The organism is Stenotrophomonas maltophilia group sp. SKK55 (assembly GCF_057179845.1).
In genome coordinates, this window is record NZ_JBXUHP010000001.1 from 108,448 (window position 1) to 122,717 (window position 14,270).

Below are 14,270 nucleotides of genomic sequence, written 5' to 3' on the forward strand. Positions count from 1 at the left end.
TCCTTGGGTTGAAAGAATGAAATCAGGACATCAGAACGACGTGGCTTCGACCGCATCCAGGGCGGCCTGCAGCCCATTACTCGGGGCCGGCATCGGCGTGCACACCGCCTGGCTCCACGACAGCCCATAGGCGTCGGGGGCATCCGGGGTGGCGTATTCCAGGCGGCAGCGATGCGGGCCGTCCGGGTCGACGATCAGCTGGCCCTGTTCGGGCGCGCCACGCAGCTGGATCACACCGCCCTGGCCCACTGCGCCATGGCTGCGGCCGGTCTCATCTTCGATACGTGCCGCAAACGGCAACGGCTGGCCCAGCGCATCGGTGGCGTCGATGAACAATGTGCGTTCGCGCTTGGCATTGAACGCAACCCGCACGATGCTGCCCGCCGTCGGTGCAATCCGCTGCGAGGTCTGCAGCAATTCCACATCCATCGGCAGGCCCGACGGGTCCAGTTCGATCTGGTTCCAGCGGTAGGGGCTCACGTGCGGCAGCAGCGCATAGCCGTTGCGACCGATGCGCACGTCGCTGCCGTAGCCGATGCGGGCGCCCTGCGCGCCGTCGGCCTGCACCAGCGCGAAGCCATCGCCCACCGGCGCACCGAAGTTGATGCCATCGCGGTGCACCACCACACTGCCGGCCGCGTTGGCGTTGAAGGCGCTGTAGTCGCGGGACCGGCTGTAGCCAGCGGTGACCGTGCCCTGCCCACCGCGATAAGACGCATAGGCATTGGCGCCGCCGGCCCCGTCACTGAATTCGCTGGCAGACACGCTGTAACTCAGCTGCTGATCGGCACCCAGCGTTCCGTTCAGCCCCAGCTGGCCCTGATCGCCGCGTGCCGAATGAGCTACCTGGGTGCTCAAGCGCGGCGCGCGCGGGGCCGAACCCAACGGAATGCTGAAGGTCGCCGCATAGCGGGTGTCCTGTCTGCCATCGCCCATCTGCAGGCGCATGGCAGACAGGCTCAGATTGGCGCGGCCAATGCTGGTCTGGAAGCGCAACTGCAGATCGTTGTGCTGCTGCGCGCTGTCCCAATAGCGCACCTGTCCGCCATTAAGCGAGAGCGTGCTGCGCTCGCCGATGCGCTGCGAGAAGTTCACCTGGAAGCGCTGGCGCGCGCGGCCACTGACGCCCCAGTCGTCGTTGTACGCCTGGGCGAAATCATTCAGGGAGAGATAGCCGCGCGTGCTGTAGCGCAGCGCTGCCAGACCGAAGTTGGTACCCGTTGCGGTGATATAGCGCTGGTAGTTCAGCCGGAAGCTGTTGCCGGTAACCTGTTCGCCATTGGCCAGGCGTGCGCGCGAATGGGTAACGTCGGCACCGAACGCACCGAGCGGTGTATTGATTGCACCGCCGAACAGTGCGGACTGGAAGTCTTCGGCAATCTGCACCCCGCCCAGCGCGGTGAAATGGTTGCTGATGCCACGTGCGTAGGTAGCTTCGGCAAAGCGCAGTGCTTCACGCACACCGCGCGCGTCGCGAAGTTCACCCGCGGTGACGCTGAAGCGGCTGGCACCCGGCCGCAGCGCCTGCGGCACTGCGGAGAAGTTGACAGTGAACTGCTGCTGGCGGCCGTCGGCTTCGGTGACGGTGACGTCCAGGTCGCCACCGAAGTTGGTCGGGTACAGATCTTCGATGGAGAACGGCCCCGGCGCCACGCTTACTTCGTGGATGACGTGGCCATTCTGGCGGATGCTCACCACCGCGTTGGTTTCGGCGACGCCCTGCACCACCGGCGCGAAGCCGCGCAGCGAGTCCGGCAGCATGCGCTCGTCGCTGGCCACCCGCACACCGGTAAATGACAGCGACTCGAACAGTTCGCCACCGGTCGTACCCTGCCCCAACAGCAGCTGGGCATTCCACGCCGGAAGATCACGCTGCAGCGTGCTGCTGATCACATCGTGACGCGAGCCATGGCTGCCCTGGCTGAAGGACGAACGATGACGCAGCCGCCACGCGCCCAGGTTCACGCCCGTGTTCAATCCCAGATAGGTCGACTGCTGGCCCTTGTGGCGGCTGTGGTTGATGTTGTAATCGAAGAAGGCTGCCGTGACGCCGTGGTCGCGCAGTGCAGGTGCCACGTAGCCGCGCGCATCGCGTGCCTGCGCAGCCTGTGGCACGTTCACTAGAAGCTGCAGGTTGCTCTCATCGAACTCGACCGTGGCACCATCGATCAGGCTGGGAAGCGCGACGCAGCCTTCATCATCCTGGTCCAGATCGGCCAGGAACATCTCCTTCAGCGGCAACTGGCGTACCAGCCCGGCCGGCAGGCACGGGGTTGCACCCAGAGGCGCCGGCGCCGCCACGAAGGTGATATCGCGCGTGTCGTGGAACTGGCCATTGACCACCACGTCCAGGGGATACACGCCAGGCTCCGTGGGATTGCCCTTCGCATAGCGCTGCATGTCGATGGCCCGGCCACCAATCAGGAAGCCCTCGCTGAACTGCAGGGAATCATCACCGTTGGCACTGGCATGACCGGCAATCGCCATTGCCACGGCGGCGGCAATCGCCAGCCCCAGCGGACGGCTGGCAAAACGATGCGGCGTGCGGAGATGAAGGAGGCGCATGTGCATGGTTAGCGTCACTCGATGAGGCCGAAGGCGACATCGCTCGTAGTCGAAGTGGGCCGAAGCGTAGACAGCGTGCGGCCGGCTTCCCATGCAATTTGTTGCAAAGCGACAACGCGCCACGAAACCACGCGGTTTCCAGCCACGCCTCTGTTTCGGCGCAATTCATGCTTGTTTTCAACAAATGACGGCAGTCAATCGAATGCATTGCAGATGCACCCAACGCTGCATGCGACAGCTTGCCGCAGTCGGAAATGACGCTTCTTAACCGGACGCTGTACCGCAAGCACGGACTCAACTGTCCTGCAAGCACCTTGCAACTAATTGCATATCCACGTGCCGCCCAGTTGGGAACACTGTGCGCATCCGCTGGTTCGTCCAATGCGGATTCCCCCTGATTCCCTACCGAGGACATTCCCATGTCGAACCGATTGAACCTGATTGCCGCCGGCGCGCTCGCGCTGGCCCTGTCTCCCGCCGCATTCGCCGAGAAGCTGGAAATCACCGGCGAGCTGATGACCAGCACCTGCTCGGTGGATGCCACCGGCGGCACCATCACCGTGCCGATGGGCAAGGTGGACGTGGCGTGGGTGAATGAAGCCGAGCGCGCCGGCATGAAGAACTTCAGCATCCTGCTGGACTGCACCGGCTCCGGCGCCGCGCAGGATGTGGGTGTGCGCTTCGGCGGCACGGCCGACGGCAGCACCGGCAACCTGGCGCTGACGGCTGCGTCTACGGCCACAAACGTGGGCGTGGCGCTGTACGACGCCGCGGGCAACCACCAGAAGCTGGGCGAAGACCCGCTGCAGTGGGTGAACATTCCAGCCGCCGGCAAGGGCCAGCTGGACTACAGCGCCTGGTATTCCTCGCCGGGCAAGAACGCCACGGCCGGCACGGCCAACGCCTCGGGCGATTTCGTCGTGCTTTACAAGTAACGCATATCCCTGCGCGTCACCCCGTGGTGGCGCGCCTTATTGGAGGACGACCTGATGAAGATCCGTGCAATGACGTGGATGACCGCGCTGCTGGCTGGCGCCCTGGCGCTGCCGGCATCGGCAGCGGTGACGCTGCAGGGCACGCGTATCGTGCATGACGCGGCCCAAGGCCGCGATGTAACCGTGAAGGCCACCAACGGTGGCGACAAGGCCGCGATGGTGCAGGTCTGGATTGACGATGGCGACAGCCATGCACGCCCCGAGAACGTGCGCACGCCCTTCCGCCTGACGCCGGCCGACCCGCGCCTGCTGCAGGCCCACCAGGGGCAGGCGTACCGCATTACTTACGCGCCGCGCCCGTCGGAGACACCGCTGCCGACGGATCGTGAATCGGTGTTCTACTTCAACCTTCTGGACATTCCGCCCAAACCCACCGATGCCGCCGGCAAGAACCTGCTGCAGTTCGCCGTGCGCACGCGGGTGAAGCTGTTCCACCGCCCGGCCGGCCTGCCCGGCAAGCCGCGTGATGCGGCCGGGCAACTGCAATGGCGTGCGCAGGCCGGTGCCCTGCTGGTGAGCAACCCCAGCGCCTACCACGTGACTGTAAGCACGCTGACCCTGCCCGACGGCCGCAAGGTGGAAGCAGAGATGATCGCACCGGGCGCGCAGGTACGTCTGCCGCTTCCGAGTGGTGCGGCGATGCCCGCGTCGGTGACGTTCCAGTGGCTGGACGATTACGGGACGCCGCGCGATGCCGAGGCGAAGATCTCCCCCTGAGCGCAGCCTGACGCGCGAGCCATCTTCTGTAGAGCCGAGCCCATGCTCGGCTGCTTTGCGGCCAGATCGGGCTGTACCCCGTGCATTGCGCTGTGAGCCGAGCATGGGCTCGGCTCTACATGATTTGTCGTAATTGGCGCGCCCCCGTTGCGAGCGGGCCATCTGCAACGCTTTCGAACTTTCCAACAATTCTCATTGGCAGCACAGGCGCTTCATGCAAATCATGTAGCGCCACCGACAACGGGTGGCACGGGCTTCCAATCCCGTTAGGTTGATGTGTTGGTTACGCTTGCCTGCCGGCGTCGCTCTTTCCTTGTTGGGTGGCGTCGGCAGGCATTCTGTCCGCGCTTACATGGCGGGCGGTGCGTGGGGGCCTCGTGCCCGCCGGCGCTTCTACATCGACCTCCGGTATTGGAACCATGCACCGTCCGCCACCCTCGCTGTTAAGCGGGGTGGCCCCTTGCCGCTTGCACAAGGACGCCGCCATGACCGCTTCCCCCTACCCGCACCTGTTCGCCACCCTGGGCGAGGCCGCCACGCGCCTGCCCGATGACCTGGCCCGCACGCTGGAAGACACCTTCGTTGCGCTGCAGACCGGTAACAGCCCTGGCGCCATCACCCTGCAGGCCTGCCTGCAGCATATCCGCCAGGGCGATGCCGCCGATGGCCAGCCGTGGCCCGGCAGCCACCGCACACCCGGGCAGCGCCTGGCCTTGGCGCGCATCGACCGCGCCAATGCGGGGCTGAGTTTCCTGCTGGAACTGCTGCACGCCACCGAACGCGTGCGCGTGGACGGGGATATCGACCAGCACATGGATGACGGCGCGCGCGAAGGGCTGTTGCTGGCCTGCCGTGGGCTGGCCGAGTATGTGGATGTGCAGTTGCGGGCGGTGTAATGGCATCTGTAGAGCCGAGCCCACGCTCGGCTGCAATCCGATTGAATCGTGATGAGCCAAGCGTGGGCTCGGCTCTACAAATGCCACGTCAACCAGAATAGTGCGCACTTGGGGTCAGAGCTCTTTGCGGCGCAAAGGGATCTGACCCCACACCGAAGCTTGGCACCCAGCAGTGCAGTACCGCTGCGGCTACGCGAAGTGCTGGTAACCGCCGTCGGCGGCTTCGCCGTCCACGTGCACGCCCTGCCCTTCGGCGATGCGGCCGATGCGGGTGAGCGGCACGTCCAGCGATTCGGCGAGGTAGTGCAGCGCGTCGCGCTGGTCGGCGGCGGCGGTGAAGCACAGCTCGTAGTCGTCGCCCCCGCGCAGTGCGCAGTCGCGTGCAGCGTCGCGGCCGAGCAGTTCACGCAGCGCGTGCGAGATCGGCAGCGAATCGGCATCCACATGCGCGGCCACGTTGCTGCGCGTGGCGATATGACCGAGGTCGGCCAGCAGCCCGTCGGACACATCCACCGCCGCGTGCGCGAAGGCCCGCAGGCGCAGGCCCAGAGTCACGCGCGGCGTCGGCCGCAGCAGGCGCAGGCGCAGGCTTTCGTAGTCGGCCAGCAGCGTGGCGGTGGCGATGCTCAACGCACCTTGTTGCCACAGGCGCAGCGCGCCGGCGGCATCGCCCAGCGTGCCACTGACCCAGATGTCATCGCCTGCCTGTGCGCGGTCGCGCCGCAGGGCCTGGCCGCGGCCGACCTGGCCCATCGCGGTGACCGACAGCGAGAGCGGGCCGCGCGTGGTGTCACCACCGATCAGCGCGATGTCGTGCTGGTCGGCCAGGGCGAAGAAGCCATCGGCGAAGGCCTCGATCCAGTCTTCAGAGGCCTCCGGCAATGACAGGGCCAGCGTGCACCACGCCGGGCGCGCGCCCATCGCGGCCAGGTCCGACAGGTTGACCGCCAGGGTCTTCCAGCCGATGTCGAAGGCCGGGGTTTCCACCGGGAAGTGCACGCCGCTGTTGAGCGTGTCGGCGGTGACCACCAGCTGTTCGTTGGCGCGCGGCTGCAACAGCGCGGCGTCGTCACCGATGCCGAGCAGGATGTCGTCGCGCTCGAGGGTACGGGCGCGGATGCGGTCGATGAGGGCGAATTCGGCCAGGGACATGAGGCGTTCTGCTTTCTTGTAGAGCCGAGCCATGCTCGGCTGCATTTCGATCACGCGCCGCACCGCCGGACGCAACCGTGCGCTGCACGGTGAGCCGAGCATGGCTCGGCTCTACAGGAATCGGATCAGTGTCCCGATTCGACCTTGCGCCATTCCACGGCGGCACGATCCAGCACGCCGTTGACGTAGGTGTGGCCGTGCTCGGAACCGAAGCGCTTGGCCGATTCGATGGCTTCGTTGATCACCACGCGATACGGCACGTCCAGGCGGTAGCGCAGTTCGTAGGCGGCCAGGCGCAGCACCGCGCGTTCGATCGCATCCACTTCCTCGATGCCACGGTCCAGGTACGGCCCGAGCGCTTCGTCGATGTCGCGACGGTTGTCGAGCACGCCGTGCACCAGCGCCTCGAAGTACGCCAGGTCGGCAATTTCGCGGGCCTGCTCGTGGGCGAACTGGGCGATCAGCGACTGTGCGTTGCCGCCGGAGATCTGCCAGGCGTAGATGGCCTGCACGGCACGACGGCGGGCGCGCGAGCGCAGCACCGGATCGACGCCATCGCGGCGGACGGGTTTACCGGAGGGCTTGCCCTGGGTGTTCTTGTTCATGGCAGTTGCTCCAGCAGATTGACCATTTCCAGTGCGGCGAGTGCGACTTCCTCGCCCTTGTTGCCGTGGCTGCCGCCTGCACGGGCCTCGGCGTCTTCAACGCGTTCCACCGCCAGCACGCCGTTCAGTACCGGCACGCCGAAATCCAGCTGCACGCGCATCAGGCCCTCGGCGCAGCGGTCGGCCACGTGCTCGTAATGACGGGTATCGCCACGGATCACGCAACCCAGGGTGAGGATGGCGGCGTGTTCGTGGGCGGCGGCCAGGCGTGCGGCCACCAGCGGCAGTTCCCAGGCTCCCGGCACGCGGATCACGTCGATGTTGGCTTCGGTGATGCCGTTGCCTGCCAAGCTCTGGCGGGCGCCAGCGACCAGCGTGTCGGTGATGCGGGCATTCCAACGGCTGGCCAGGATGGCGAAGCGCGCCGATTCGGGAGTGCGAAGATCGCCTTCGTAGTGGCTCATATGCGGCTTGGGGGACTCGATAAGGGGGTAATTCTAGCGTGGATGGGCCCCGGCCGTGGCTGGCGGGGCCCAGGGCTGTGCCGACCAACGGTCGGCACCCACCACGGGCAGGGCATGGTCGGCACCCACCACGGGCAGGGCATGGTCGGCACGCCAAGCGGCTTACAGAGTGACCGTCTCCACCACTTCCAGGCCGTACCCGGCCAGGCCGATCTGGCGGCGCGGGGTGCCCAGCACGCGCAGCTTGCCCAGCCCCAGGTCGGACAGGATCTGCGCGCCGGCACCGTTGCGCCGCCACTGGCCCACGTCCTTATCCTTGCCCGGCACCACCGGCGCCGGCTGCTGGCGCAGGCGGGCCAGCAGGGCTTCGCCATCGCGCGGGGCCGACAGCACCACCATCACGCCAGCGCCCTCGGCATCGATCGCCCGCAGGGCGTCGGTGGCGGCCACGCCGAAGTCGTCACGGCGCCAGTGCAGCAGATCGGCCAGCGGGTTTTCCACCTGCACGCGCACCAAAGTCGGGGTCTGCGCATCCGGGGCACCCCGGACCAGCGCGAAATGCAGGTCGTGGGCGATGCGGTCGCGGTAGGTCACCAGCTTGAACGGGCCGAATTCGGTGTCGATGTCGCGCTCGTCGACGCGCTCAACGGTCTTTTCGGTGGCCAGGCGGTAGGCGATCAGATCGGCGATGGAACCCATCTTCAGGCCGTGCTCGCGGGCGAACACTTCCAGCTCCGGGCGACGCGCCATGCTGCCATCCGGGTTCAGGATCTCCACCAGCACACCGGCCGGTTCCAATCCGGCCAGCATGGCCAGGTCCACGCCGGCTTCGGTGTGGCCGGCGCGGGTCAGCACGCCGCCCGGCTGGGCGATCAGCGGGAAGATGTGGCCCGGCTGGTGCAGGTCCGACGGCTTGGCATTGGGCTTGACCGCGGTGCGGATGGTGTGGGCGCGGTCGTGGGCCGAGATGCCGGTGGTGACGCCTTCCGCCGCTTCGATGCTGACCGTGAAATTGGTCTGGAACTGCGCGGTATTGGCCTGCACCATCGGCGCCAGGCCGAGGTCGGCGGCGCGGGTGCGGGTCAGCGGCAGGCACACCAGGCCACGGCCGTGGGTGACCATGAAGTTGATGTCCGACGGCTTGACCAGTTCGGCGGCCATGATCAGGTCACCTTCGTTCTCGCGGTCTTCGTCATCGACGATGACCACCATGCGGCCTTGGCGGATGTCTTCCAGGATCTCCGGAATCGGGGCGAAGTTCATGCTGCGTCTCCCTGTGGGTGCTGACCGTTGGTCGGCACACCCATCAATCGCTCGACGTAACGGGCGACCAGATCGATTTCAAGATTGACCGCGCTGCCCACGCCGGTGGCGGAGAAGGCGGTGTTGGCCACGGTGTGCGGAATGAGGGCGACTTCAAAGCCTTCATCGTCCACTTCGTTGACGGTGAGGCTGACGCCGTCCACGCAGATCGAACCCTTCCTGGCGATGTAGCGGCGCAGCGAGGCCGGCGCGGCGAAGCGCCAGCGCTGGGCACGTGCATCTTCGTGGATGGACAACACCTGGCCGAGGCCGTCGACGTGGCCGCTGACCAGATGGCCGCCGAGGCGGTCGGTCGGGCGCATGGCGCGCTCCAGGTTGATGACCGCACCCTCGCCCAGCTGGCCCAGCGTGGTCAGGCCCAGAGTCTCGGTGGACGCATCGGCCTGGAAGCTGCGGGCGTCGAATGCGATGACGGTGAGGCAGACGCCGTTGATGGCAATGCTCTCGCCCATCTGCACGTTGTCGAACGGCAGGTTTCCGACATTGAAGGTGAAGCGGACATCGCCGCCGATGGATTCGCGTGCGGCCAGACGGCCGACGCCTTCGATGATTCCAGTAAACAAGAAACGTTCTCCGCGAAAAGTGAGCGAAAAACGCCGCAAGGCAAACAGGCGGGCGCAGGGCCGCGAAGGCCCTGTGGCACCGTCTTCTTTCATCCGGACTATGACCGTCGGCTCCGGCATTGGACCGGATCTGCTGACCCCCGGCCGTGGGCCGGAGCGCTCGCGGGCTCGTGCTTGCGCACCTACCGCCGGTGGGGAATTGCACCCCGCCCTGAAGACGTTTGTGTACCGGCGAACCGGCGTGGCCAGTGTACCAGCCCGGGCTGAACGGGGCTGGATGCCACAGCTGTGACGGCCGTCGCTCGCAATTTGTAAAACTTTCATTAAAATTCGCAGCGGACGACATGAGGTCGCCCACGGGTAGCCGAGAGGGCTGGCCCGCCAATGGACTGAAATTCACAGGAATTCCCATGCGCAAGATGCTGATCGTGGCCGCCCTGCTGGCCGCCGCCCCGCTCTCGGCTTCGGCCGACGCCCTGAGCTACACCTACGTCGAAGGCGGTTGGACGCAGGTCAAGGTTGACGACAACGCACTGGACGACCCGAAGGTCGACGGCGGCTACCTGCGTGGTTCCGTGGCGATCGCCGAACAGGTCCATGTGTTCGGTGGTTGGACCTACGCCAGCAAGTCGTACAACTACGACTACGGCTCCTACAAGCTGAAGCTGAACCAGCCGGAGCTGGGCATCGGCTACCACATGCCGTGGACCGACCGCGTCGACTTTACCGCTGACGCCGCCTGGGTCCGCCAGCAGGCCGAAATCACCGTCAACTCCGATTTCTACGGTCGCCTGCGCAACAAGGACCACACCAACCTGGGCCGCGTCACCATGGGCATCCGTGGCAAGCCGTCGCGCATGACCGAAGGTTGGGTCAAGGCCGGTTACATGGACGGCGGCAACAACTTCAAGGGCACCTGGGTCGGCACCGTCGGCGGCCAGATCAACTTCACCAAGACCTGGGGTCTGGTGGGCGAGATCTCCGGCTACCGCGACGTCACCCAGTACTCGGCCGGCGTCCGCGCCAGCTTCTGATCCAACGATCGCTCCTCGTCGTGCGATCGAACGGGCCCCGCAAGGGGCCCGTTTTTTTTTGCCCCGCGCGCCGGCACGTGATCACAGGGCACCGTCGGGCCCGCGCAAAGATGCGCTAGGCTTGCGCGCCTCTGGAACAGGAAACACCGTCATGAAGACTCCCCTGCGTACCCTGCTGGCCAGCGCTCTGCTGGCTGCCCCGCTGCTGGCTGCCCCGCTGCTGGCCAGCGCCGCCCCGGCCACGCTGACGCCCGAACAGGCCTTCGATCTGTATGCCCGCGTCCTGCTGGAAGACGACGCCGCCGCGACCCGCACCCTCAACGATGCGCTGAAGCCCGCCTTCGACGGCCAGGACGCGGTAACCCCGAACCCGGGCGCATTGGCCAAGGCGCTGGCCGAACCGTGGCAGGTCGTGCTTGCCAGCACCGGCGCAAAGGCCGACGCGGCCGCCACCGAAGCGCTGTATGCCAAGGCGCTGCGTGATTCGAAGTGCCGCGCGACCGAGAGCGTGATCGAAGACAACGAGTACGTGGAAGACCAGAAGCTGGCGCGGATCACCTTCAGCTGCCAAATGCCCGACCTGGGCAAGGTACGTCCGCTGTTCGCCGCCAGCCTTGCCTCCGACGCCAGCCCGGCTTCGCGCAAGCAGTTCACCGACGCTTACAGCCAGGCGCTGCAGAGTGGCGCGCGCGTGCCGGTCAGCGGCACCTTCACCCTGTACCCGGCCAAGGACAACGGCTACTGGTACAGCGGCAACTTCGATGACCTGGTGGGCACCGTAGCCGGTGCACTGGCCCCGTTCGAGGACTGGATGCAGGACGCGCAGGCAGCCAACGCGCCAAAAGTGACCGGCGTACCCGGCTGCGACCTGCTGCTGCAGCAGCACCGCGCCTGCGTGGCGAAGATCGCACCCGACCAGATCAACGGCGTGGACGCGATGGCCGAGGAACTGAAGGCCAAGGCGCAGGTGAAGTCAGCCAATGAGATGACGCAGGAGTGCAAGGCGCTGCGCCCGATCGCCGAGATGATGTGGACCGACGAGTGCGCGTAAGCCACCTGTAGAGCCGAGCCCGTGCTCGGCTCTCGGTCGCGGATGGCGAATGCATCCGCACTTTCAGAACCGTTGCATGGCCCTGGGTCGCCTGCATGGTCAATGCTGTTGCCCTCTTCCACCGGGGGCAACCGCATGAAACACCGTATGACGTCGACCGCGATCATGGTGCTGGCGCTGATGGCGTCCTGGCAGGCCGAAGCGTCCAGGTTCAAAGCCACCAAGATTTTCGTCGTCCAACCCTCAGTCGCCTTCGAGTCGACCCAGCTGAGCGACAGGCATCTGGATGCGTGGATGAGCAAGGACGATGACTGCCATGCGTTCCTGATGTATCACGACCAGTGCGCCGTGCTGGTATTGCCCCATGAGTATGACGACGGGTTTACGCGTCGCCAGCTGCGGTTGAAGGCCAGGCAACTGCCGGGCGAGGCACTGGGCGCGTACTGCCGCGACCTGCATGCGCGGTGGAAGCAGCAGTGGAAGGGCCAGTGCCCCGTCGGCGAAGAAGAGGACGAATCAACCTGACGCCGAGGGCGCAGCCCCTGCTCTGCGCTGGTCCCTCACGGCCGCAGCAGCAGCCGGATGTCTTCGCCTACCTGCCGCTGATCGACCACGCGCAGGCGACGCTGCTGGTCCATCGCCTCGATGCCGAGACCGGCCAGCAGCGGACGACCGTTATCGCCCAGCAGCGTGGGCGCCTGATACAGCAGCAGTTCGTCCACCCAGCCAGCACGCAGCAGCGCACCGGCCAGTGTCGCGCCGGCTTCGGTATGCACCTCGTTGATGCCCCGCTCGGCCAGCAGCGCCAGCACTGCACCCAGATCCAACCGCCCATCAACGCTCGGCACACTGGCGAATTCGGCATCGGCCGCATCCGGTGCGCTCACCGCCGCATCGTGCAGGTACAGCGTCGGGGCCCCGCCTTCGCGCACGCGGCTGCATTCGAGCGAACGCAGGCGCGAATCGAGCACCACCCGCAGCGGTGGCATCACCTCGGTATCGGCCAGGCGCACGGTCAGCATCGGGTCGTCGGCCAGCACGGTATCGGCGCCAGTCAGGATCGCACCGGCGCGAGCGCGCCAGTGCTGCACGTCTTCGCGCGCGGCCGGACCGGTAATCCACTTGGAGCTGCCGTCGGCCATCGCGGTACGGCCATCCAGGCTGGCGGCCAGCTTCACCCGCAGCCACGGGCGGTTGCGCTCCACGCGCGACAGATAACCCTTGTTGAGCTCGCGCGCCTGTGCCGCCATCAGCCCTTCGACAACTTCGATGCCGGCATTGCGCAGCAGATCGAAGCCACCGCCATCGACCTTGGGGAACGGATCGCGCATCGCCGCGACCACGCGCGACACGCCCGCTTCGATCAGTGCCAGCGCACACGGCGGCGTGCGCCCGTAGTGCGCGCAGGGTTCCAGGGTGACGTAGGCGGTGGCGCCACGGGCGTCGCTGCCGGCCTCGCGCAGCGCGAACACTTCAGCATGCGGGCCACCGGCGCGCTGGTGCCAGCCCTGCCCGACCACGCGTTCGCCATGGGCGATCACGCAGCCGACCATCGGATTGGGGCGGGTGGTGTAGGCGGCACGCTCGGCCAGGCGCAGTGCGTTGGCCATGTGCAGGTGGTCGAGGACGGAGAACGAAGTGGTCATGCGGCCATGGTAACGCCGCCGGTGTTGATCCATGCCGTCAGTGCCAACCAACGGTTGGCACCCACCAGTGAATGCGGCCATCGGTGCCAACCAAGGTTGGCATCTACCAGGGAAAAGGCGGTCAGCCCTTCTTCTTCTTGGTCAGGGCGATCACATCGCCCAGCAGCTGCAGCTGTTCGGTGCTGGACGGCAGGTCGCGCTCGAGCTTCTCGATCTCCTCGCGGAAATCGGCCACGTCCTCGAAGCTGCGGTACACCGAAGCGAAGCGCACGTAGCCCACGTGGTCGAGCTTGCGCAGTTCGTTCATGACGAACTCGCCAACCTTGATCGAGGGCACTTCGCGCTCGCCGCTGATGCGCAGCTGGTGCACCACCGCGCGTACCGCCGCCTCGATCTTGTCTTCGGGCACCGCGCGCTTCTGCAGCGCGCGGTCGAACCCCGCGCGGACCTTGCGCTGGTCGAACGCTTCGCGGGTGCCATCGCTCTTGACGATGGCCGGCAGCTTCAGCTCGACCGTTTCCAGGGTGCTGAAGCGCTCGCCGCAGGCTTCGCATTCCCGCCGACGGCGAATCGTCGCGCCGTCTTCAGAGACGCGCGAGTCGATGACCCGGGTATCGGCATGTTGGCAGAAGGGGCAATGCATGGAACGCCTGGCTCAGGGAAGTACCTATTGCCACGGTCATGGCAGCGTCGCAAAGGTACCTGAGAAAGGGCCCCGCAGCAAATGCTGTCTGCGCGGAAGTGCCTGCATTTCGGCCGAACAGAGCCTCCAGCGCGGTCAGCGCTGTGCGCTCAACCGGGTGTCGGCGGCACCGAGGCTGCGCGTGCCCAGCGCAGCCACACCAGGTGCCCGGCCATCACCAGCAACGGTGGGCCAAAGCCGAGGAAGGCCAATGTCGAGATCTCCCCGTGCTTGAAGGTGAAGTACAGCGTGGCGGCAACCACGGCCAACGCGGCCAGCACGCCCAGCGCCAGGCCGGCCCAGGCGGCAACCGGTGATTGGCGCAGGCCGGCAACACCGCGCCACAGGAACAGTCCGCTCAGCCACAACCACGACAGCAGGCCGATGATTCCCGCCGACGACCACAGCAGCAACAGCGTGTGCTCGTCGCCCGTCAGGTACTTGCCGTCCCATACGACCATCAGCCCCAGCACGGCACCCGTACCGCCTGCTGCCACGGTGGGCAGGCCCACCAGCAGGCCGGCGATCGCCATCCAGCGTTTGTGCAGACGCTCATCCACGCGTTCGATTCCCTTCC

General features: G+C 66.5%; 15 protein-coding genes and 1 riboswitch. Of the genes, 6 read left to right on the top strand and 9 right to left on the bottom strand.

The window, feature by feature from the left end:
- Positions 1 to 30: 30 nt before the first annotated feature.
- Positions 31 to 2,565, bottom strand: a complete 2,535-nt coding sequence (locus AC2A1N_RS00495) for a fimbria/pilus outer membrane usher protein (RefSeq protein ID WP_484371281.1) — start codon at positions 2,563 to 2,565, stop codon at positions 31 to 33.
- Between the two features lie 419 nt (positions 2,566 to 2,984).
- Here AC2A1N_RS00495 and AC2A1N_RS00500 point away from each other — a divergent pair, with 419 nt between their 5' ends.
- The 3 genes from AC2A1N_RS00500 (at position 2,985) to AC2A1N_RS00510 (ending at position 5,173) form a co-directional block, all read left to right on the top strand.
- Complete coding sequence (locus AC2A1N_RS00500) at positions 2,985 to 3,500, top strand: fimbrial protein (RefSeq protein ID WP_061478407.1); 516 nt, start codon at positions 2,985 to 2,987, stop codon at positions 3,498 to 3,500.
- Between the two features lie 54 nt (positions 3,501 to 3,554).
- Positions 3,555 to 4,277: a fimbrial biogenesis chaperone gene (locus AC2A1N_RS00505; protein ID WP_484371222.1), complete on the top strand. Its 723-nt coding sequence runs from the start codon at positions 3,555 to 3,557 to the stop codon at positions 4,275 to 4,277.
- A gap of 485 nt (positions 4,278 to 4,762) precedes the next feature.
- Positions 4,763 to 5,173: a hypothetical protein gene (locus AC2A1N_RS00510; protein ID WP_484371224.1), complete on the top strand. Its 411-nt coding sequence runs from the start codon at positions 4,763 to 4,765 to the stop codon at positions 5,171 to 5,173.
- 189 nt (positions 5,174 to 5,362) lie between these two features.
- Here AC2A1N_RS00510 and thiL read toward each other — a convergent pair whose 3' ends face one another.
- The 5 genes from thiL to AC2A1N_RS00535 form a co-directional block, all read right to left on the bottom strand.
- Positions 5,363 to 6,325 (bottom strand): thiamine-phosphate kinase, encoded by a 963-nt coding sequence (gene thiL, locus AC2A1N_RS00515; protein ID WP_061478410.1) that lies wholly within the window; start codon positions 6,323 to 6,325, stop codon positions 5,363 to 5,365.
- A 125-nt stretch (positions 6,326 to 6,450) separates the two neighbouring features.
- Positions 6,451 to 6,930, bottom strand: coding sequence for a transcription antitermination factor NusB (nusB, locus tag AC2A1N_RS00520; protein ID WP_005415268.1), 480 nt, complete (start codon positions 6,928 to 6,930; stop codon positions 6,451 to 6,453).
- Positions 6,927 to 7,394 (bottom strand): 6,7-dimethyl-8-ribityllumazine synthase, encoded by a 468-nt coding sequence (gene ribH / locus AC2A1N_RS00525; RefSeq protein ID WP_010481977.1) that lies wholly within the window; start codon positions 7,392 to 7,394, stop codon positions 6,927 to 6,929. The genes nusB and ribH overlap by 4 nt, the downstream gene beginning before the upstream one ends.
- Positions 7,395 to 7,556: 162 nt before the next feature.
- Positions 7,557 to 8,657, bottom strand: a complete 1,101-nt coding sequence (gene ribB, locus AC2A1N_RS00530) for a 3,4-dihydroxy-2-butanone-4-phosphate synthase (RefSeq protein ID WP_242891070.1) — start codon at positions 8,655 to 8,657, stop codon at positions 7,557 to 7,559.
- Complete coding sequence (locus AC2A1N_RS00535; RefSeq protein WP_061478412.1) at positions 8,654 to 9,280, bottom strand: riboflavin synthase; 627 nt, start codon at positions 9,278 to 9,280, stop codon at positions 8,654 to 8,656. Before AC2A1N_RS00535 ends, ribB begins: the two co-directional genes overlap by 4 nt.
- A 77-nt stretch (positions 9,281 to 9,357) precedes the next feature.
- Positions 9,358 to 9,503, bottom strand: a riboswitch (FMN riboswitch).
- A 187-nt stretch (positions 9,504 to 9,690) separates the two neighbouring features.
- On the opposite strand from AC2A1N_RS00535, the gene AC2A1N_RS00540 reads away from it, so the two are divergent.
- From AC2A1N_RS00540 to AC2A1N_RS00550, 3 genes are all read left to right on the top strand, one after another.
- Complete coding sequence (locus AC2A1N_RS00540) at positions 9,691 to 10,314, top strand: outer membrane beta-barrel protein (RefSeq protein WP_061478413.1); 624 nt, start codon at positions 9,691 to 9,693, stop codon at positions 10,312 to 10,314.
- A 151-nt stretch (positions 10,315 to 10,465) separates the two neighbouring features.
- A complete protein-coding gene (locus AC2A1N_RS00545) occupies positions 10,466 to 11,365 on the top strand; it encodes a hypothetical protein (RefSeq protein WP_484371228.1) in 900 nt (299 codons plus the stop codon).
- 135 nt (positions 11,366 to 11,500) lie between these two features.
- Complete coding sequence (locus AC2A1N_RS00550) at positions 11,501 to 11,890, top strand: hypothetical protein (RefSeq protein ID WP_484371230.1); 390 nt, start codon at positions 11,501 to 11,503, stop codon at positions 11,888 to 11,890.
- A gap of 35 nt (positions 11,891 to 11,925) precedes the next feature.
- Here the strand turns inward: AC2A1N_RS00550 and ribD are convergent, their stop codons facing one another.
- The 3 genes from ribD to AC2A1N_RS00565 all read right to left on the bottom strand — a co-directional run bounded on the left by ribD (position 11,926) and on the right by AC2A1N_RS00565 (position 14,253).
- The gene (gene ribD / locus AC2A1N_RS00555) at positions 11,926 to 13,011 is read right to left on the bottom strand and encodes a bifunctional diaminohydroxyphosphoribosylaminopyrimidine deaminase/5-amino-6-(5-phosphoribosylamino)uracil reductase RibD (RefSeq protein ID WP_484371232.1); all 1,086 of its coding nucleotides are present in this window, start codon (positions 13,009 to 13,011) and stop codon (positions 11,926 to 11,928) included.
- A 121-nt stretch (positions 13,012 to 13,132) separates the two neighbouring features.
- Positions 13,133 to 13,654 (bottom strand): transcriptional regulator NrdR, encoded by a 522-nt coding sequence (gene nrdR / locus AC2A1N_RS00560; RefSeq protein ID WP_005415256.1) that lies wholly within the window; start codon positions 13,652 to 13,654, stop codon positions 13,133 to 13,135.
- 149 nt (positions 13,655 to 13,803) lie between these two features.
- The gene (locus tag AC2A1N_RS00565) at positions 13,804 to 14,253 is read right to left on the bottom strand and encodes a hypothetical protein (protein WP_061478416.1); all 450 of its coding nucleotides are present in this window, start codon (positions 14,251 to 14,253) and stop codon (positions 13,804 to 13,806) included.
- Positions 14,254 to 14,270 lie beyond the last annotated feature (17 nt).